Below are 18,237 nucleotides of genomic sequence, written 5' to 3'. Positions count from 1 at the left end.
AGAAAATGACCGTACCCGTTTCCGCCAAGCGAACTGCCCTGCTCAACGCCGCGCGCGAGCGCATCCTGGTGCTCGATGGCGCCATGGGCACGATGATCCAGAACCTGCAGCTCGACGAGGCCGCCTTCCGCGGCGAGCGCTTCAAGAATTTCCATCGCGACCTGCGCGGCAACAACGACCTGTTGATCCTGACTCAGCCGCAGGCGATCGAGGACATCCACGCTGCGTACCTGCGCGCCGGCGCCGACATCGTCGCGACCAACACGTTCTCGACGACCTCGATCGCGCAGGCCGACTACGATCTCACCGACATCGTCTATGAGATGGCGCGCGAAGGCGCCCGCCTCGCCGGCAATGCCGCTCGCCGCGTCGAGGCCGAGGACGGCAAGCCGCGCTTCGTTGCCGGCGCCATCGGCCCCACCAATCGAACCGCTTCGATCTCGCCGGACGTTTCCAATCCCGGCTACCGCGCCGTCACCTTCGACGATTTGCGCAAGTCTTATGGCGAGCAGATCCGCGGCCTGATCGACGGCGGCGTCGACCTCCTGCTGGTCGAGACCATCTTCGACACGCTCAACGCCAAGGCGGCGCTCTATGCGATCGCCGAGATCACCGAAGAGCTCGGCATCGACATGCCGGTGATGGTGTCGGGCACCATCACCGACAAGTCCGGCCGCCTGCTTTCGGGCCAGATGCCGGAGGCGTTCTGGAATTCGGTGCGGCACGCAAAGCCCATCACCATCGGCTTCAACTGTGCGCTCGGCGCGGAAGACCTGCGCGCACACATCGCCGATATCGGCCGCGTCGCCGACACGCTTGTCTGCGCCTATCCGAACGCCGGCCTGCCCAACGAGTTCGGCCAGTATGACGAGACGCCGGAGTACATGGCCCGTCTCGTCGGCGAATTCGCCCGCGACGGCCTCGTCAACATCGTCGGCGGCTGCTGCGGCACCACGCCGGACCACATCGCGGCGATCGCCGCCGCGGTCGCTCCCCACAAGCCGCGCATCGTGCCCGAGATCGCACCGAAGCTGCGCCTCTCCGGCCTCGAGCCGTTCGTGCTGACGGACGCCATTCCCTTCGTCAACGTCGGTGAGCGCACCAACGTCACCGGCTCGGCCCGCTTCCGCAAGCTGATCACGGCCGGCGACTACACTGCCGCGCTGCAGGTCGCGCGCGACCAGGTCGAGAACGGCGCGCAGATCATTGACGTCAACATGGACGAGGGCCTGCTCGACTCGGAAGCTGCGATGGTGACGTTCCTCAACCTCGTCGCCGCCGAGCCCGACATCGCCCGCGTCCCCGTGATGGTCGACTCGTCGAAATTCTCGGTGATCGAGGCCGGCCTGAAATGCGTGCAGGGCAAGCCGGTCGTCAACTCGATCTCGATGAAGGAAGGCGAGGACAAGTTCATTCACGAAGCGAAGATCGCGCGCCGTCACGGCGCGGCTGTCGTGGTGATGGCGTTCGACGAGGTCGGCCAGGCCGACACGTTCGCGCGCAAGACCGAGATCTGCAAGCGCGCCTACGACATCCTGGTCAACAAGGTCGGCTTCCCGCCAGAAGACATCATCTTCGATCCGAACATTTTCGCGATCGCGACCGGCATCGAGGAGCACAACAATTACGGCGTCGACTTCATCGAGGCGACACGCTGGATCCGCCAGAACCTGCCGGGCGCACATGTCTCGGGCGGCGTGTCGAACCTGTCGTTCTCGTTCCGCGGCAACGAGCCGGTGCGCGAGGCCATGCATTCGGTGTTCCTGTATCACGCCATCAAGGCCGGCATGGACATGGGCATCGTCAATGCCGGGCAGATGATCGTCTATGACGACATCGATCCGGAGCTGCGCCAGACTTGCGAGGACGTCGTCCTCAACCGCGATGCGGGCGCATCCGAGCGTCTGCTGACACTCGCCGAAAAATTCTGCGGCAAGAAGACCGAAGCCAAGGAAGCTGATCTTGCCTGGCGCGAATGGCCGGTGGAGAAGCGGCTGTCGCATTCGCTGGTGCATGGCATCACCGAGTTCATCGAGCAGGACACCGAGGAAGCCCGCAAGAATTCGTCGCGCCCGCTCGACGTGATCGAGGGCCCGCTGATGGCTGGCATGAACGTCGTCGGCGATCTCTTCGGCGACGGCAAGATGTTTTTGCCGCAGGTGGTGAAGTCGGCCCGCGTGATGAAGCAGGCGGTGGCGTATCTCATGCCGTTCATGGAGGAGGAGAAGGCGCGCAATCTCGCCAACGGGATCGGCGCCGAGGGTTCCTCGTCCGCCGGCAAGATCGTGCTCGCGACCGTGAAGGGCGACGTCCACGACATCGGCAAGAACATCGTCGGCATCGTGCTCCAGTGCAACAATTTCGAGGTCATCGACCTCGGCGTGATGGTGCCGGCCGCCAAGATCGTCGAGACCGTCAAGGCGGAGAAGGCCGACATCGTCGGCCTCTCAGGCCTGATCACGCCCTCGCTCGACGAAATGGCGTTCTTCGCCGGCGAATTGCAGCGCGAAGGCCTCAAGCTGCCGCTCTTGATCGGCGGCGCCACCACCAGCCGCGTGCATACGGCGGTGAAGATCGACCCGAGCTATCGCGCCGGTCCGGTCGTGCACGTTAACGACGCCAGCCGCGCCGTCGGCGTCGCCTCCGCGCTGCTCTCGCCTGAGAAGCGCGAAGCCTATGCCGCCGAGGTGCGCGCCGAATACGCAAAAATCTCGGAGGCGCATCTGCGCGCGCAGGCGGACAAGAAGCGCCTGAAGCTCAGCGATGCCCGCGCCAACCGCGTGCCGGTCGATTTCGCCAGGAGCAAGCCGGTGAAGCCGACCTTCTTGGGGACCCGCAGCTTCGACGAATACGACCTCGCCGAGCTCGTGCCCTATATCGACTGGACGCCGTTCTTCCAGACCTGGGAGCTCGCCGGACGCTTCCCCGCGATTCTCGACGACGCCAAGGTCGGCGAGGTCGCGCGCTCGCTCTATGACGATGCGCGCAAGATGCTCGACACCATCGTCAAGGAAAAGTGGTTTCGGGCGCGCGCCACGATCGGCTTCTGGCCGGCAAATGCGCAAGGCGACGACATCGTGCTCTATGCCGACGAGAGCCGCACCAAGAGCATCGCGACGCTGCACACGCTGCGCCAGCAGCTCGAGAAGCGCGAGGGCCGTTTCAACGCGGCGCTGTCCGACTTCATCGCGCCTGCAGGCGTGCCCGACTATATCGGCGGCTTCGTCGTCACCGCCGGCATCGGCGAGGACGCGGTGGCCGATCGCTTCAGAAGCGCGAATGACGACTACTCCTCGATCCTATGCAAGGCGCTGGCCGACCGCTTGGCGGAGGCTTTCGCCGAGCGCATGCACGCCCGCGTGCGCCGCGAGTTCTGGGCTTACGCGCCGGACGAGGCGCTCTCCAACGAGGAGCTGATCCTCGAGAAGTATCAAGGCATCCGCCCCGCGCCCGGCTATCCCGCGCAGCCTGATCACACCGAGAAAGCGACGCTGTTCGCGCTGCTCGATGCGGAAGCGACCGCCGGCGTGAAGCTGACCGAGAGCTTTGCGATGTGGCCGGGCTCCAGCGTGTCCGGGCTCTATTTCGCCAACCCCGAGAGCTATTATTTCGGCGTCGGCAAGATCGAGCGTGACCAGGTCGAGGACTACGCCGCGCGCAAGGGCATGACGGTCGCCGAGACCGAGCGCTGGCTCGCGCCGGTGCTGAACTACATCCCCTCGCAGCAGGACAAGACCTTCGCCGCCACGCCGGCGAACGACGAGATGCCGAAAGACCTTGCCTCGCATCCTCCGGGCTGCACCTGCGCGGTCCACCTCGTCTGGCAGAAGAAGCGCGCCGGCGCGGGTTAGGCGCCTGCAAAACCAAGGTAGAGAAAACAACCCCATGCACAGTAGGGCTGGGTTGAAAGATCTCAGTAATTTCGGCCTTACCGAAAACAACTTGCTCCGTCGGGCAAAACAGCTGTAATATTCCATCATCGCCAGCCGCGTCGGTGTCGAACTGCGGCAGATGCGGGTATCCCTCATCTCTTGCCACACGCGCGGTCCCCATCCTCCCCTGGAGGGGGAGGATCGGTTCGCATGCAGCGAAGCGGAATGCGAACCGAGGTGGGTGACGGTCTCTCCATCCAAGCGCTGCCCATGTCGAGAGATCACCCCACCCCGCTCGCGCTGCGCGCGATCGACCCTCCCCCTCCAGGGGAGGGTGGCGGCTCACCCCTTCGGCGGGGCGAGCGGCTGCACGATCTCCTGGAATGGCGGGAGCGCCTCGCAACGGTTGGCGTGAGCTGCTAGCGCTGGATAGCGCGCGGCATCGAACAGTCGCGGATGCGCCTCGCGGGTGAAGCGGGTGACGCAGGCGACCGCGATATCGGCATGGCCGATGCGCATCCCCAGCCAGTACGGCGTCGTCACCCTGGCGCGCTCGGCCTCGAGCACACCGAGCACGTCGGAAATCTGCGCCTGGCATCGCTCGACCCATAGCGCCAACTGCTCCTTCCGCAGCACGCGCTCGTAGAGCAGGCTCACCGCCTTGTCGCCGAGGCCGGAGGCGAGCGCGCAGATGCGCAAATGCTTGCGCCGCTCAGTGCCGCCGCGCGGCAGCATCGCCTTCGCCTCGCCGACGAGCTCGTCGAGATAATCGAGGATGATGGTGCTCTCGATCAGCGCCTCGCCGTCGTCGAGCACCAGCGTCGGCACGCGGCGCAGCGGGTTGTACGGCGCAATCTTGTCGGCATCGCCGAAGGTCGACCACGGCCGGTGCTCGAAGGCGAGCCCGTAAAGCTTCAGCGCAATCGCGACGCGGCGGACGAAGGGGGAATCATATTGGCCGATCAGGAACATGGTTCTCGCTCTTCTCGTTCAATGGAGACGGCAGGGCCGATCAGTATCCGCGAGAGCAGCGACGCGGCGCAAGGAAGATATTGGGCATGGAGCATTGACCTGCATGCAACGGCGCGCTTGACGCGTCACGTGCGGCTCGCGCCTGGCGCGCTCAGAGGCCTAATTGATGTCAACTCTCCGATGCGGTATGAAGGACGCCATCATGACAGCGACAATGGACATCAATCGGGAGCGGATCGCGGCGACCGAGGCGGTCATTCGTCCGCATATCAGGCGCACGCCGCTCATTCAGGCCGACCTCGCCGATTTCGGCCTGCCGGCGGCGCCCGTCACGTTCAAGCTCGAGATGCTGCAGCATTCCGGATCGTTCAAGGCGCGGGGCGCCTTCGCCAATCTGCTGCTGCGGCAGGTGCCAGAAACGGGCGTCGTCGCGGCGTCCGGCGGCAATCACGGCGCGGCGGTCGCCTATGCGGCGCAGCGGCTCGGCATTCCCGCCACGATCTTCGTGCCCGACATCACCTCGCCGGCCAAGGCCGAGCGCATCAGCTTCTATGGCGCAAAGCTCGTGATCGCCGGAAATCGCTACGCCGATGCGCTTGCCGCCAGCGAAGCGCATGTCGCGCAGACCGGCGCGCTGGCCGTCCATGCCTACGACCAGGCAGAAACCCTGCTTGGCCAGGGCAGCGTGGCCCTGGAGCTGGAGCAGGATGCGCCGGGCATCGACACGCTGCTGGTGGCCGTCGGCGGCGGCGGGTTGATCGGCGGCATCGCGGCATGGTGCGCCGGCCGCATGCGCATCGTGGCGGTCGAGCCGGAGCAGTCGCCAACCCTCCATGCCGCCTTCGCGGCCGGCGCGCCGGTCGATGCACCAGCCGGCGGCATCGCCGCCGACAGTCTCGCGCCGCGGCGCGTCGGCGCATTGATGTTTCCGATCGCACGCGCCCATGTCGAGCGCGTCGTGCTCGTCAGCGACGAGGCGATCCGGCAGGCCCAGGCCGCCCTGTGGTCGCGCCTGCGTCTCGTCACCGAACCCGGCGGCGCAGCCGCCTTTGCCGCGCTGCTGTCCGGCCGCTATCTTCCCGCGGCCGGCGAGCGCATCGCGGTGCTGGTCTGCGGCGCCAACACCAATGCGGTGAATTTCGACAGCTAAGCGCGATGAGATTGAGATGAATCGTCATCGCGCTGGCGCGGGCGGAGCAGAAGATGTTTTGAGCGCCTAGAGCAGCGATCCGTCGCTTCCAAAGGCGACAGTCGCGCCATACTCCGTCATTGCGAGCCAACGGGTCCGCGCGTTGCGCGGCCCGATGACAGGCCCAGCGAAGCAATCCAGGATCTTTCCGCAGAGGCGGTCTGGAGTGCTTCGTCGCAAGAGCTCCTCGCAATGACGAGGTGGAGGCAGTTGAGCGCGGCTCGCGGCATCGAGCTGCGAGGCTGTGCCTACGCCTACCCCTCCCCCTCATCGCTCGCGAGCACGCCCTTCACCGCGCGCGCCCAGCCCGCGAGCTTCCGCTCGCGCGTCGCCTCGCTCATGTTCGGCTTGAAGCGGTGCTCGAGGCGCCAATTGTCGGCGAACTTGGTCGGCTCGGGATAGACGCCGGCATTGAGGCCGGCGAGATAGGCGGCGCCCAGCGCGGTCGTCTCCTGGATCACGGGGCGATCGACCGGCGCATTCAGGAGATCGGCGAGGCGCTGCATGGTCCAGTCCGAGGCGGTCATGCCGCCGTCGACGCGGAGCACGACGCTGGCGGTTTCCGAGCTCGGCCAGTCCGCGCGCATCGCGGCCCAGAGGTCGAAGGTCTGGTAGCAGACGCTTTCGAGCGCGGCATGGGCGAGCTCGGCGGGGCCGGTGTTGCGGGTGAGGCCGAACAGCGCGCCGCGCACGCGCGGATTCCAATAGGGCGCGCCCATGCCGACGAAGGCGGGGACGAGATAGACGCTCTGCATGGAGTCCGACTGGTCGGCAAGAGGCCCGGTCTCGGCGGCGTGCTTGATGATGCCGAGGCCGTCGCGCAGCCACTGCACCGCGCTGCCGGCGACAAAGATCGAGCCTTCGAGCGCGTAGGTGCGCTTGCCGTCGAGCTGGTAGGCGACGGTGGTGAGCAGCTTGTTCTTCGATACGACGGGAGTCGTGCCGGTGTTGAGCAGGGCAAAGCAGCCGGTGCCGTAGGTGGACTTCATCATGCCCGGGCGGAAGCAGGCCTGGCCGATGGTCGCGGCCTGCTGGTCGCCGGCGATGCCTGATATTGCGATAGCGCCGCCGAACAAATCGGGCGTGCTCTCGCCGAAACGCGCCGAGGAATCCTTCACCTCGGGGAGCATCGAGCGCGGCACGCCGATGATCTCCAAGAGCTCGTCGTCCCACTGGCCGGTGTGGATGTTGAACAGCAACGTGCGCGAGGCGTTGGTGGCATCGGTGGCGTGCACCTTGCCGCCCGTGAGGCGCCAGAGCAGGTAGCAGTCGATGGTGCCGAACATCAATTCGCCGCGGGCGGCGCGAGCGCGCGCGCCCGGGACGTGGTCGAGGATCCAGGCGACCTTGGTGCCGGAGAAATAGGGATCGATGATCAGGCCGGTCTTCTGCGAGATCACATCCTCGCTACCGTCGGCCTTGAGCCTGGCGCAGATGTCGGCGGTGCGGCGGTCCTGCCAGACGATGGCGCGGTGCACGGCCTGGCCCGTGGCGCGGTCCCACACCACGGTGGTCTCGCGCTGGTTGGTGATGCCGATCGCGGCGATGTCCCTTGCCGTGATGCCGGCCTGCTCGATCGCCTCGCGGCAGACCATCACCGTCGAGGTCCAGATGTCCTCCGGCTCGTGCTCGACCCAGCCCGAGGCCGGAAAATGCTGCGGAAACTCGGCTTGCGCCTTCGCCGCGATGGAGATGTCGCCGCGAAACACGATCGCGCGCGAGGAGGTGGTGCCCTGGTCGATGGCGAGGACGAAAGACATGGCGGCTTACCTTGGCGTTTTCTTTGAGCGTTTTCCCGTGAGGGGTCATTGTGTCGCGCCAAAGAAACGGGATTGCCGGCAAGAGGTCAAGGCGGCTCTCCTCTTACCCTCCCCTGGAGGGGGAGGGTCGGCTCACATTGAGCGCAGCGAAATGTGAGACGGGGTGGGGTGACGGTCTCTCCACATCCAACAGTGCCCGTGCGGAGAGATCACCCCACCCCGCTCGCGCTGCGCGCGATCGACTCTCCCCCTCCAGGGGAGGGTAAGACAACGGAGCTTTATTTGCGCCGATGTTTCAATTTGATGGCTTCAGCCTCACGTGATCCGTACAGCTCGACGTAAATACGTTCGAGCACCGCATTCAAGTCGGCGGCGACCTCGGAATTCCAAAACCGCACGACACGATACCCCTCATTCTCGAGCCATCGCTGCCTGTCGCGGTCGCGCTCTGCAGTACGATCTTCGTTGTGGTGCCCGCCGTCGAGCTCGATGATGAGACGTTTGGCTGGGCAGAGAAAGTCGACGACGTAGGGACCGATCGGCGCTTGGCGGCGGAAGTGCGAGCCTTCGAGCGGAACTTCCTTGAGTGCGCGCCACAGAATCCGCTCGTATGGCGTCGTGTTCGCTCGCAGCCTCTTCGCGGCGGCGCGTCGGATCGATGTCGAGACCATTTTGCGTGGCTTCACCCCACCCCGCTCACGCTGCGCGTGAGCGACCCTCCCCTCCAGGGGAGGGTAAGCGAAGTGCCGCCGCGATGCAATTCCAAGTGGTGTAAGGCTACACCGCCGCCGTCGTCACGCCGCCGTCGATGACGATGGTCTGGCCGGTCATGAAGCTCGAGGCGTCGGAGGCGAGGTAGGCGACGGCGCCGGCGATTTCGTCGGGTTCGCCGATGCGGCGAAGCGGCGTGGTGGCGGTGCGGCGCTTGAGGTTGGCTTCGTCTTCCCACAAGGCGCGGGCGAAGTCGGTCTTGATGAGGCCGGGGGCGATGCAGTTGACGCGGACGCCTTTCGGGCCCCATTCGCCGGCGAGCGAGCGGCACAGCGCGAAATCGGCGGCTTTCGAAATGCCGTAGGCGCCGATCACGGTCGAGCCGCGCAAGCCTCCGATCGAGGAGATGATGACGACCGAGCCGCTGCCGCGCTCCGCCATCTGCGGGATCGTGAGCGCGGAGAGCCAGATGTTGCTCTTGACGTTCGAGCCCATGATCTTGTCGAAGGCTTCATCGGTGATGTCGAGCAGCGGGCCGTAATACGGGTTCACCGCGGCGTTGCAGACGAGGATGTCGATCTTGCCGTAATGCTTGGTGGCGCCCGAGATCAGCGCCTCGACCTCGTTCTTGCGCGCGATGTTGCAGGGGATGACGATGGCATCGCCGCCTGATGCGTTGATGCCGTCGGCGACTTCCTTGCAGGCCTCAAGCTTGCGGGAGGACACCACGACCTTGGCACCGAGCCTGGCGAGCAGCTCGGCAGAGGAGCGGCCGATGCCGCGGCTGGAGCCGGTGACGACGGCAACTTTTCCGGTGAGATCGAACGGGGTGTTTTTCATTGTTATTGCCTCCCTGCGTCCACTTGCTCGGTGTCATCGCCCGACTTGATCGGGCGATCCAGTACGCTGCGGCTGACGTTGCATGAGCAAACTGCTGCCGCGGAGTACTGGATGCCCCGGTCAAGCCGGGGCATGACAGTCTTCGTTTGGCCTAGTCGACTAAACCAACCCGCCCGCATCGGCGACGCGGCGCTGGTGGTAGTCAGTGTCGCCGAAGGTGTTCTCGATCATGGTGAGGCGCTTGAAGTAGTGGCCGATCTTCGCCTCCATGGTCATGCCGATGCCGCCGTGGAGCTGGATCGACTGCTGGCCGACGAATTTGGCCGACTTGCCGATCTGCACCTTGGCCGCGGCGATGGCGTTGCTGCGCTCCTTGGCGTCCTCGAAATCGTTCGCCATGGTCGCGAACATCGACATCGAACGGGCCTGCTCGGTGGCGACGAACATGTCGGAGGCGCGGTGCTGCAGCGCCTGGAACGAGCCGATCGCGACGCCGAACTGCTTTCGCGTCTTGATGTACTCGACCGTGGTCTTGAGCGACTCGTCCATCAAACCGACCGCCTCGGCGCAGAGCGCGACGCGGGCTTCGTCCACGACGCGCTCGATCAGCGCGAGGCTGTCCTCCGGATTGCCGATCGCCGCGTCACTGCCGACCTCGACACCGGTAAAGGTGATGTCGGCGGCGTGCAGGCCGTCCTGGGTCGGGTAGGACTTCTTGGTGACGCCCTTGGCGTTCGCGGGAACGAGGAACACGCCGATGCCGGTCTTGTCGCGGCGGTCACCCTTGGTGCGGGCGGTGACGACGAGCGTGTCGGCGTTCTCGCCGTTGCGCACGACGAATTTTTCGCCGTCGATGATCCAGCCGTCACCCTTCTTCTTCGCCGTCGTCGAGACGTCGAAGAGATCGTAGCGCGAGTTCTTCTCGAGCTGGGCGAAGGCGAGCGTCTTGCTGCCGTCGATGATCCCCGGCACGTGCGCGGCCTTCTGCGCATCGCTGCCGCCATGGCGGAGGAAGCCGCCGCCGATCACGACCGTCGGGAGGTAGGGCTCCAGCACCAGCGCCTTGCCGAGCGCTTCCATCACGATCATGGTCTCGACACCGCCGCCGCCGAAGCCGCCATCGGCTTCGCTGAAGGGCAGGCCGAGCAGGCCCTGCTCGGCGAGCTTGCCCCAGACGGCCCGGCTCCAGCCGCCCTTCTCCTTCATGTACTTCTTGCGCTGCTCGAAATCATAGGAATCGGTCAGCAGGCCGTCGATGCTTTCCTTGAGAAGCCGCTGCTCCTCGTTCAGGTCAAAATCCATGTTTCTCTCCAAATCGGCGGGAATTGCCCTGCCGTCGCCTCATCCTCTGTCGTCATCCCCGCGAAAGCGGGGATCCAGTAAACGCAGCCGCCTGCCGTACTCGCGACCGCTGCGGCGTACTGGGTCCCCCGCCTTCGCGGGGGACGACACCGTCATTGTTGACTCAGAGCCCCAGCACCGCCTTGGCGATGATGTTGCGCTGGATCTCGTTGGAGCCGCCGTAGATCGAGACCTTGCGGTTGTTGAAGTAGCTCGGCGCGATCTGGGCGGTCCAATCCATGGCCTCGTTGGAGCCGTCGTCGCCGTGCACGTCGTAGGGCGCGGCGAACGGGCCGATCACCTCCATGAGCAGCTCGGTGGTGGTCTGCTGGATTTCGGAGCCCTTGATCTTCAGCACCGAGGAGGCCGGATTGGGCTTGCCCTTGCCGTGCTTGCCCTCGTCGGCGACGACGCGGAGCTGGGTCAGCTCGAGCGCCTTCAGCTCGATCTCGCAGGCAGCTAACTTCTCGCGGAAGGCAGCGTCCTGGATGATCGGCTTGCCGGCGGATTCGACCTTGCCGGCGAGATCGCGGATACGGCGCAGCCGCTCCTTGGAGACGCCGACGCGGGCGATGCCGGTGCGCTCATTGCCGAGCAGGAACTTTGCGTAGTCCCAGCCCTTGTTCTCCTCGCCGATCAGATTCTCGATCGGGACTTCGACGTCGTCGAAGAAGACCTCGTTGACCTCGTGGCCGCCGTCGATGGTCTGGATCGGACGCACAGTGACGCCCTTCGACTTCATCGAGAACACGATGAAGGAGATGCCCATCTGCTTCTTGGCATTGTTGTCGGTGCGGCAGAGGCAGAAGATCATGTCGGCGTACTGGGCGAGCGTGGTCCAGGTCTTCTGGCCGTTGATGATCCACCTGTCGCCACGGCGCTCGGCCTTCGTCTTCAGCGAGGCGAGGTCGGAGCCGGAGCCGGGCTCCGAAAAACCCTGGCACCACCAATCGTCGACATTGGCGATGCGCGGCAGGTACTTCTTCTTCTGCTCCTCGTTGCCGAAGGTGTAGATGACCGGGCCAACCATGCTGACGCCGAAGGCGAGCGGCTGCGGCGCCGGATAGGACTGCAGCTCCTCGTTAAAGATGTAGTGCTGCACGGAGGTCCACCCCGTGCCGCCATATTGCTTGGGCCAGTGGCTGACGCCCCAGCCCTTCTTGTTGAGGATGCGCCACCACGTCACCATCTCGTCCTTGGTGAGGTGGCGGCCCTCGACCAGCTTGCGCCGCGTATCCGGCGGCACGTTGTCGCGGAAGAACTGCCGCACCTCCTCGCGAAACGCCTGCTCTTCTTTCGTGAATGCGAGATCCATCGGATCCTCCTGTGAGCTTTTATTCCCGCCCTCATTCCGGGGCGCGCGAAGCGCGAACTATGATGCGCAATTGCGCATCAGAGAATCTAGAAGTTTGTGGCTCGAGGTTCCGGGTTCATTCGCTGATGCGAATGCCCCGGAACGACGGGGCCGGTTACTGCAACACCTCGAACAAGCCGGCCGCGCCCATGCCGCCGCCGACGCACATGGTGACGACCGCATACTTGGCCTTACGGCGGCGGCCTTCGATCAAAGCGTGGCCGGTGAGGCGTGCGCCGGACATGCCGTAGGGATGGCCGACCGAGATCGCGCCGCCGTTGACGTTGATCTTGTCGGGGTCGATGCCGAGCTTGTCGCGGCAATACAGCACCTGCACCGCGAAGGCTTCGTTGAGCTCCCACAGGCCGATGTCGTCGACGGTGAGGCCGTGGCGCTTCAAGAGGCGCGGCACGGCGAAGACCGGGCCGATGCCCATCTCGTCCGGCTCGCAGCCGGCGGAGACGAAGCCGCGGAAGATGCCGAGCGGGTTGAGGCCGCGCTTTGAGGCTTCCTTGTCGCTCATGATCACCGAGGCACTGGCGCCGTCGGAGAGCTGGCTGGCATTGCCGGCGGTGATGGTGAAGCCGTCGCCGCGCACCGGCTTCAGGCCGGCGAGGCCTTCGATGGTGGTCTCAGGCCGCGGGCCCTCGTCCTGCGACAGCGTCACCTCTTTCATCGACACCGCGCCGGTCGCCTTGTCGGTGACGGCCATCTGCGTCGTGATCGGCGCGAGCTCATCCCTGAACTTGCCGCCCTGCTGCGCGGCGGCGGTGCGGCGCTGGCTCTCCAGCGAATATTCGTCCTGCTTCTCGCGCGAGATGCCGTAGCGCTTGGCCACGACTTCCGCGGTGTCGATCATCGGCATGTAGACCTCGCCCTTGATCTTGAGCAGCGCCGGATCCTGGGCGTGGAAACCGTTCATCTTGTCGTTCTGCACGAGGCTGATCGACTCGCCGCCGCCGCCGACCGCGATCTCGACGCCGTCGAAGATCACCGAGCGCGCGGCGAGCGCGATCGCCTGCAGGCCCGAAGCGCATTGCCGGTCGATGGTAGTGCCGGCGACGGTCACGGGAAGGCCGGCGCGGAGCAGCGCCTTGCGCGCGATGTTGCCGCCGGTCGCGCCCTGCTGGAGGGCTGCGCCCATCACGACGTCCTCGACCTCCTTCGGATCGACCTTGGCGCGCGCGACGGCTTCGCCGATGGCGTGGCCGAGCAGGGTTGCGCCCTCGGTGGCGTTGAGCATGCCGCGATAGGCCTTGCCGATCGGGGTGCGGGCGGTGGAAACGATGACGGCGTCGGTCAAGAACGACCTCCTGATGCAAGTGGGGTGGATTGTGGTGGTTTCTGCTGCTGGCGCAATTCGTGGCGCGACAATTTTCCGACCGGCGTGCGCGGCAGATCGGCGACGAACTCGACTGCCGCCGGCATTTCGTGCTTGCCGAGCTTGCCGGCGAGCTGCGCGCGCAGCTCGTCGAGCGTGAACGGCTTGGCGTCCGGCCTGAGCTTGATGAAGGCCTTTGCGGCCTCACCCCGGTACTGGTCGGGAATGCCGAGCACGATCACCTCGTGCACGCCCGGAATGGTGTAGATCGCCTGCTCGATCATCTGCGGATAGACGTTGAAGCCGCCGGAGATGATCATGTCCTTCTTGCGGTCGACAAGGAAGAAATAGCCGTCGGTGTCGACATAGCCGATGTCGCCGGTGAGGAAGCGGCCGTCGATGAAGGCCTCCGCGGATCCCGCCGGCTTGTTCCAGTAGCCCTTGGTGACGTTCGGGCCCTTGATGCGGATCTCGCCGACTTCGCCGGGCGGCAGCACGCGTCTGGGATCGTCGAGCGCGACGACGTCGAGCTCGATGCCGGGCAGCATCAGGCCGATCGAGCCCGGCTTGTCCGGGCCGGTGGGCGGATGGCCGGTGCCGGGCGAGCAGGTCTCGGTCATACCCCAGCCGCTGCGCAGCTTCTTGCCGACCTTGCGCTCGAAGAAGTTGGCGACCTCCACCGGCAGCGGCGCGCCGCCGGAGCCGATGGCGGCGAGCGAGGAGAAGTCGCGCTTGTCGAGATCAGGGAGCGCGGCGATCGCGATCCACATCGTCGGCACGCCCGGAAAGTAAGTCGCGCGCTTGACCTCGATGTCGCGCATCACGGCTTCGACGTCGAAGCGCTGATGCAGCGAGATCAGATTGCCGCGGCTGAGCGCGGAGAGCAGCACGACCGTGAGCGCATAGATGTGGAACAGCGGCAGCACGCAGATCACGCGCTCGATCACATCGCCGCGCGCTGCACGGTTCGGCTTGCCCCAGACGTCGTAGATCGACACCGCCGAGGTGAGATTGCCGTGCGTCAACATGGCGCCCTTGGGCAGGCCGGTGGTGCCGCCGGTATATTGCAGCAGCGCGACATCGTCGGCGGTGACTTGCGGCCATTGCGCAGGCACGGTGGCGCCCTCGACAAAAGTCTTGAAGGTGACGATGCGGGGATCCGCAGGGATCGCCGCCTGCGGCGTGCCGACCTTGCCCCAATCGTCGTCCTCGCAGACGACGAGGCGCTCGATCAGGCCCTTCTCCAAGAATTTCAGCGCGGTCGGCAGCAGCGCCTGAAGATTCGAGGTGACGAGCACGCGCGAGCCTGAATCGGAGATCTTGTGCGTCAACGCGATCTCGCCGTCGAGCGGCGACAGATGCGCGACGCGGGCGCCGGCCTTCAGCGCGCCGAAGAAATTGGCGGGGTGATCGGGCGTGTTGCCGAGGAACAGCGCGACGGAGCTGTTCTTGCCGATGCCTTCGCGCAGGAACGCCGCCGCCGCGCGCTCGGCCATGACTGCGAGCTCGGTATAGGTGATGGGGCGATCGCGGAATTCGAGCGCGGTGCGCGGACCGTAGTCGGCGGCGGCTTTCGACAGCAGGTCAGGCAACGAGCCCTGGGCGATGGTGTCGTCCCAGTGCACGCCCTCGGGGTAAAACTGTTCGCCGGGATGGGTCATGGAGTCCTTAAGCCACAGAGACCGTCATTCCGGGGCGGCTCGAAGAGCCGAACCCGGAATCTCGAGCTTCCGGGTTCGCCCTGCGGGCGCCCGGGAACGACGCCAACCATCACGCCGCCTTCGATGCCGCGGCCAGCGACGCGAACGCCTTGCCTTCCGCGGCGAGCTTCTTCAGCAAGGGCGCGGGCTCGAGGCTGGGGTCGTTGGTCTCCTTGGCATAGAACGACAGGCGATCGGCGATGTGCTTGAGGCCGACGCTGTCGGCCCAGTACATCGGGCCGCCGCGATAGATCGGCCAGCCGTAACCGTAGAGCCAGACCACGTCGATGTCGGAGGGACGCGCGGCGATGCCCTCTTCGAGGATCTTCGCACCCTCGTTGATCATCGGGTACATCATGCGCTCGAGGATCTCCTCGTCGCTGACGACGCGCTTCTTGCGGCCGAGGCGCAGCAGCGTCTCGTCGATCAGCTTCTCGACCTCGGGGTCGGGCAGCGGCGCGCGGGAGCCGGCTTCGTACTTGTAATAGCCCTTACCGGTCTTTTGGCCGAAGCGGCCGGCTTCGCACAGCGCGTCCGCGATCTCCGACTTGATGCCGCGATCCTTCCGCGAGCGCCAACCGATGTCGAGGCCGGCGAGGTCGCTCATCGCGAACGGCCCCATCGGCATGCCGAACTTTGTCACCACGGCATCGACCTGCTGCGGCAGCGCGCCTTCGAACAGCAGCTTTTCCGACTGCTTGCCGCGCTGGGCCAGCATGCGGTTGCCGACGAAGCCGTCGCAGACGCCGACCACGACCGGCACTTTTGCAATCTTGCGCGCAATGGCGACGGCCGTCACCAGTGCATCCGGCGCGGTCTTGTCGGCACGGACGATCTCGCAGAGCTTCATGACGTTGGCCGGCGAGAAGAAGTGCATGCCCAAGACGTCCTGCGGACGCTTGGTCGACTTCGCGATCTCGTCGATGTTGAGATACGAGGTGTTGGAGGCGAGCACCGCGCCAGGCTTGGCGAACTGATCGAGCTTGCCGAACACTTCCTTCTTCACTGCCATGGTCTCGAACACGGCCTCGATGACGAGGTCGGCATCGCCGACATTCTCGATGCCGACGACGCCGTTGATCAGCGCCATGCGCTTGGCGGGCGCATCGGCCGGGATGCCGCCGCGCGCGGCGGTCGCTTCCCAGTTCTTCTGCATGATGCCCATGCCGCGCTTGAGCTGCTCATCGCCGGTCTCGATCAGCGTGACGGGCACGCCGGCATTGGCAAAGGACATCGCGATGCCGCCGCCCATGGTGCCGGCGCCGAGAATGGCGACACGGTTAACGGGCCGCGGCTTGGTGCCTTCCGGCACGCCCGCGATCTTGTTGGCCTCGCGCTCGGCGAAGAAGGCGTAACGCTGCGCCTTGGACTGGTCGCTGGCGACGAGCTTCAAAAAGCCCTCGCGCTCCTTCTTCAGACCTTCGTCGAACGGCAGGTCGATGGCATAGCCGACCGCGTCGGCCGCCGCGAACGGCGCTTCCAAACCGCGCGACTTCTTGGTCATGGCGGCGACCGCGTTGGTGAAGATCGAGCGGTCGGCCTTGGCGGCCGCGATCTTGGAATCGTCGTCGCGCAGGCGGCGCAGCGGACGCTTCTCGGCGATCAGCTTGCGGACGAAGGCTTCGCCGCCGGCGGCCGGACCTTCGATGATCTCCTCGATCAACCCGTGCTTCAGCGCTTCCGCCGCGCCGATCGGATCGCCGCCAACAATCATCTTGACCGCGAGCTCGGGCCCGACCGCGCGTGGCAGGCGCTGGGTGCCACCGGCGCCGGGCAACAGGCCGAGCTTCACCTCGGGCAGGCCGAGCTTGGCTTCCTTCACCGCAACGCGGAAATGACAGGCGAGCGCGACCTCGAGGCCCCCGCCGAGCGCGGTACCGTGGATCGCGGCAACGACGGGCTTCGGCGAATTCTCGATCTCGGCGAGCACGTCGTTGAGCGCCGGCGGCTTCGGCGGCTTGCCGAATTCGGTGATGTCGGCACCGGCAATGAAGGTGCGGCCGGCGCAGGTCAGCACGATGCCCTTGATGGCGGGATCGGCGACCGCGGCCTTGATGCACTCCAAGATGCCGCCGCGGACTGCCGCGCTCAGCGCATTGACCGGAGGACTGTCGACCGTGACGATGCCGACTTCGTCATGACGCTCAAGCTTGACCACTTCGCTCACGGTGTCCCTCCTTGGTGGGGATTTACTTTTGTTTAGATTTCGCGGTGCGGAATTTAATTCCGCATCTTGACGGCAGGGTTATTTTGAAGCACGTGGCTTGTCAACGACTCCGCGCAAGAAGCAGATCAGGGATGAAGCGTACAGCAAAGAAGACTGCGACCGATCGGAATTTCGTCGTCGCGCTTTCCCGCGGACTGGATGTATTGCGCGCATTCCAACCCAATGACGGCCTGCTCGGCAATCAGGAGATTGCGGCCCGCACCAACCTGCCGAAGCCGACGGTTTCGCGCCTGACCTACACGTTGACGAAGCTCGGTTATCTGACGCCGGTTCCACGCTTCGAGAAGTACCAGCTTGCGCCCGCCGCGATGTCGCTCGGCTACGCCGCGCTCGCCAATCTCGGCGTTCGGCATTTGTCCGAGCCGTTCCGCGAGGAAGTGATGCGCGCGACGGGCGGCGCCGTGGCCGTCGGCGGCCGCGATCGTCACAGCATGATCTATTTCGGGCAGAGCCGCGGCAGCGAGACGGTCGGCGTTCAACTTGACGTCGGCTCCCGCGTGCCGATTGCAACCAGCGCGATGGGCCGCGCCTATTTCTGGGCGCTCGACGACGAGGATCGCGCCGAATTGTCCCGCATGCTGCGCGAACATTACGGCAGCCGCTGGCCCAAGATGCGCGACGGATTGGAGCGCTCCGGCGAGACCGTCGCGAAATACGGCTTCGCGATTTCGGTCGGCGACTGGCACGACGACATCGGCGCCGCCGGCGTCGCACTCAGGCTCAACGACGGAACCGGACCTTACGCATTCAATTGCGGTGCGCCCGCATTCCGTTTCACGGAAGAGCGTTTGATCAACGACATTGGACCGCGTCTGCTTGCGATGGTAAGGAACATCGAAGCGGCACTCGGGGGATTGATGCCGCAATCCAAAAAAGAAATCAGCAAAAAGCTGAAATCAGGAGGAAAAGTTGCGCGTGTGGCCGAGGGGATCAGATAGCCTTTGTCATCA

The 18,237-nt window shown here is 65.4% G+C and carries 12 protein-coding genes; 3 read left to right on the top strand and 9 right to left on the bottom strand.

Features of this window, described 5'->3' with window-relative positions; all coding sequences use genetic code 11:
• Positions 1 to 5: 5 nt before the first annotated feature.
• The gene (metH, locus tag AC5V87_RS04585; protein ID WP_495370142.1) at positions 6 to 3,851 is read left to right on the top strand and encodes a methionine synthase; all 3,846 of its coding nucleotides are present in this window, start codon (positions 6 to 8) and stop codon (positions 3,849 to 3,851) included.
• 363 nt (positions 3,852 to 4,214) lie between these two features.
• On the opposite strand, the gene AC5V87_RS04580 is transcribed toward metH, so the two are convergent.
• Complete coding sequence (locus AC5V87_RS04580) at positions 4,215 to 4,844, bottom strand: glutathione S-transferase family protein (RefSeq protein WP_456841147.1); 630 nt, start codon at positions 4,842 to 4,844, stop codon at positions 4,215 to 4,217.
• 166 nt (positions 4,845 to 5,010) lie between these two features.
• Here AC5V87_RS04580 and AC5V87_RS04575 point away from each other — a divergent pair, with 166 nt between their 5' ends.
• Positions 5,011 to 5,994 (top strand): threonine/serine dehydratase, encoded by a 984-nt coding sequence (locus AC5V87_RS04575; RefSeq protein WP_495370141.1) that lies wholly within the window; start codon positions 5,011 to 5,013, stop codon positions 5,992 to 5,994.
• A gap of 293 nt (positions 5,995 to 6,287) precedes the next feature.
• On the opposite strand, the gene glpK is transcribed toward AC5V87_RS04575, so the two are convergent.
• From glpK to AC5V87_RS04535, 8 genes are all read right to left on the bottom strand, one after another.
• A complete protein-coding gene (gene glpK / locus AC5V87_RS04570) occupies positions 6,288 to 7,793 on the bottom strand; it encodes a glycerol kinase GlpK (RefSeq protein ID WP_456841149.1) in 1,506 nt (501 codons plus the stop codon).
• A gap of 278 nt (positions 7,794 to 8,071) precedes the next feature.
• A complete protein-coding gene (locus AC5V87_RS04565; RefSeq protein WP_495370140.1) occupies positions 8,072 to 8,464 on the bottom strand; it encodes an endonuclease domain-containing protein in 393 nt (130 codons plus the stop codon).
• A 106-nt stretch (positions 8,465 to 8,570) separates the two neighbouring features.
• Positions 8,571 to 9,344, bottom strand: a complete 774-nt coding sequence (locus AC5V87_RS04560; RefSeq protein ID WP_495370139.1) for an SDR family NAD(P)-dependent oxidoreductase — start codon at positions 9,342 to 9,344, stop codon at positions 8,571 to 8,573.
• Between the two features lie 159 nt (positions 9,345 to 9,503).
• The gene (gene pimD / locus AC5V87_RS04555; protein ID WP_495370138.1) at positions 9,504 to 10,646 is read right to left on the bottom strand and encodes a pimeloyl-CoA dehydrogenase small subunit; all 1,143 of its coding nucleotides are present in this window, start codon (positions 10,644 to 10,646) and stop codon (positions 9,504 to 9,506) included.
• 163 nt (positions 10,647 to 10,809) lie between these two features.
• A complete protein-coding gene (gene pimC, locus AC5V87_RS04550) occupies positions 10,810 to 12,000 on the bottom strand; it encodes a pimeloyl-CoA dehydrogenase large subunit (protein ID WP_495370137.1) in 1,191 nt (396 codons plus the stop codon).
• A gap of 154 nt (positions 12,001 to 12,154) precedes the next feature.
• A complete protein-coding gene (locus AC5V87_RS04545) occupies positions 12,155 to 13,342 on the bottom strand; it encodes an acetyl-CoA C-acyltransferase (RefSeq protein ID WP_495370136.1) in 1,188 nt (395 codons plus the stop codon).
• Entirely contained in the window at positions 13,339 to 15,021 is a 1,683-nt protein-coding gene (gene pimA / locus AC5V87_RS04540; protein WP_495370135.1) for a dicarboxylate--CoA ligase PimA, read from the bottom strand. Before pimA ends, AC5V87_RS04545 begins: the two co-directional genes overlap by 4 nt.
• Before the next feature lie 109 nt (positions 15,022 to 15,130).
• Entirely contained in the window at positions 15,131 to 17,227 is a 2,097-nt protein-coding gene (locus AC5V87_RS04535) for a 3-hydroxyacyl-CoA dehydrogenase NAD-binding domain-containing protein (protein WP_495370134.1), read from the bottom strand.
• 131 nt (positions 17,228 to 17,358) lie between these two features.
• Here AC5V87_RS04535 and AC5V87_RS04530 point away from each other — a divergent pair, with 131 nt between their 5' ends.
• Positions 17,359 to 18,225 (top strand): IclR family transcriptional regulator, encoded by an 867-nt coding sequence (locus AC5V87_RS04530; RefSeq protein WP_283087102.1) that lies wholly within the window; start codon positions 17,359 to 17,361, stop codon positions 18,223 to 18,225.
• The last annotated feature ends 12 nt before the right edge of the window (positions 18,226 to 18,237 follow it).

It is taken from the genome of Bradyrhizobium sp. SOJA106, assembly GCF_059448745.1.
Note: the sequence above shows the minus strand (reverse complement) of the source record. Positions and strands in the feature narration are given on the sequence as shown.

What these genes read in the sequence shown, in the direction of transcription:
- pimC (WP_495370137.1), bottom strand. Translation starts at nt 12,000, where the DNA reads ATGGATCTCGCATTCACGAAAGAAGAGCAGGCGTTTCGCGAGGAGGTG.
- AC5V87_RS04530 (WP_283087102.1), top strand. Translation starts at nt 17,359, where the DNA reads ATGAAGCGTACAGCAAAGAAGACTGCGACCGATCGGAATTTCGTCGTC.
- glpK (WP_456841149.1), bottom strand. Translation starts at nt 7,793, where the DNA reads ATGTCTTTCGTCCTCGCCATCGACCAGGGCACCACCTCCTCGCGCGCG.
- AC5V87_RS04575 (WP_495370141.1), top strand. Translation starts at nt 5,011, where the DNA reads ATGTCAACTCTCCGATGCGGTATGAAGGACGCCATCATGACAGCGACA.
- AC5V87_RS04580 (WP_456841147.1), bottom strand. Translation starts at nt 4,844, where the DNA reads ATGTTCCTGATCGGCCAATATGATTCCCCCTTCGTCCGCCGCGTCGCG.
- pimD (WP_495370138.1), bottom strand. Translation starts at nt 10,646, where the DNA reads ATGGATTTTGACCTGAACGAGGAGCAGCGGCTTCTCAAGGAAAGCATC.
- pimA (WP_495370135.1), bottom strand. Translation starts at nt 15,021, where the DNA reads ATGACCCATCCCGGCGAACAGTTTTACCCCGAGGGCGTGCACTGGGAC.
- metH (WP_495370142.1), top strand. Translation starts at nt 6, where the DNA reads ATGACCGTACCCGTTTCCGCCAAGCGAACTGCCCTGCTCAACGCCGCG.
- AC5V87_RS04565 (WP_495370140.1), bottom strand. Translation starts at nt 8,464, where the DNA reads ATGGTCTCGACATCGATCCGACGCGCCGCCGCGAAGAGGCTGCGAGCG.
- AC5V87_RS04560 (WP_495370139.1), bottom strand. Translation starts at nt 9,344, where the DNA reads ATGAAAAACACCCCGTTCGATCTCACCGGAAAAGTTGCCGTCGTCACC.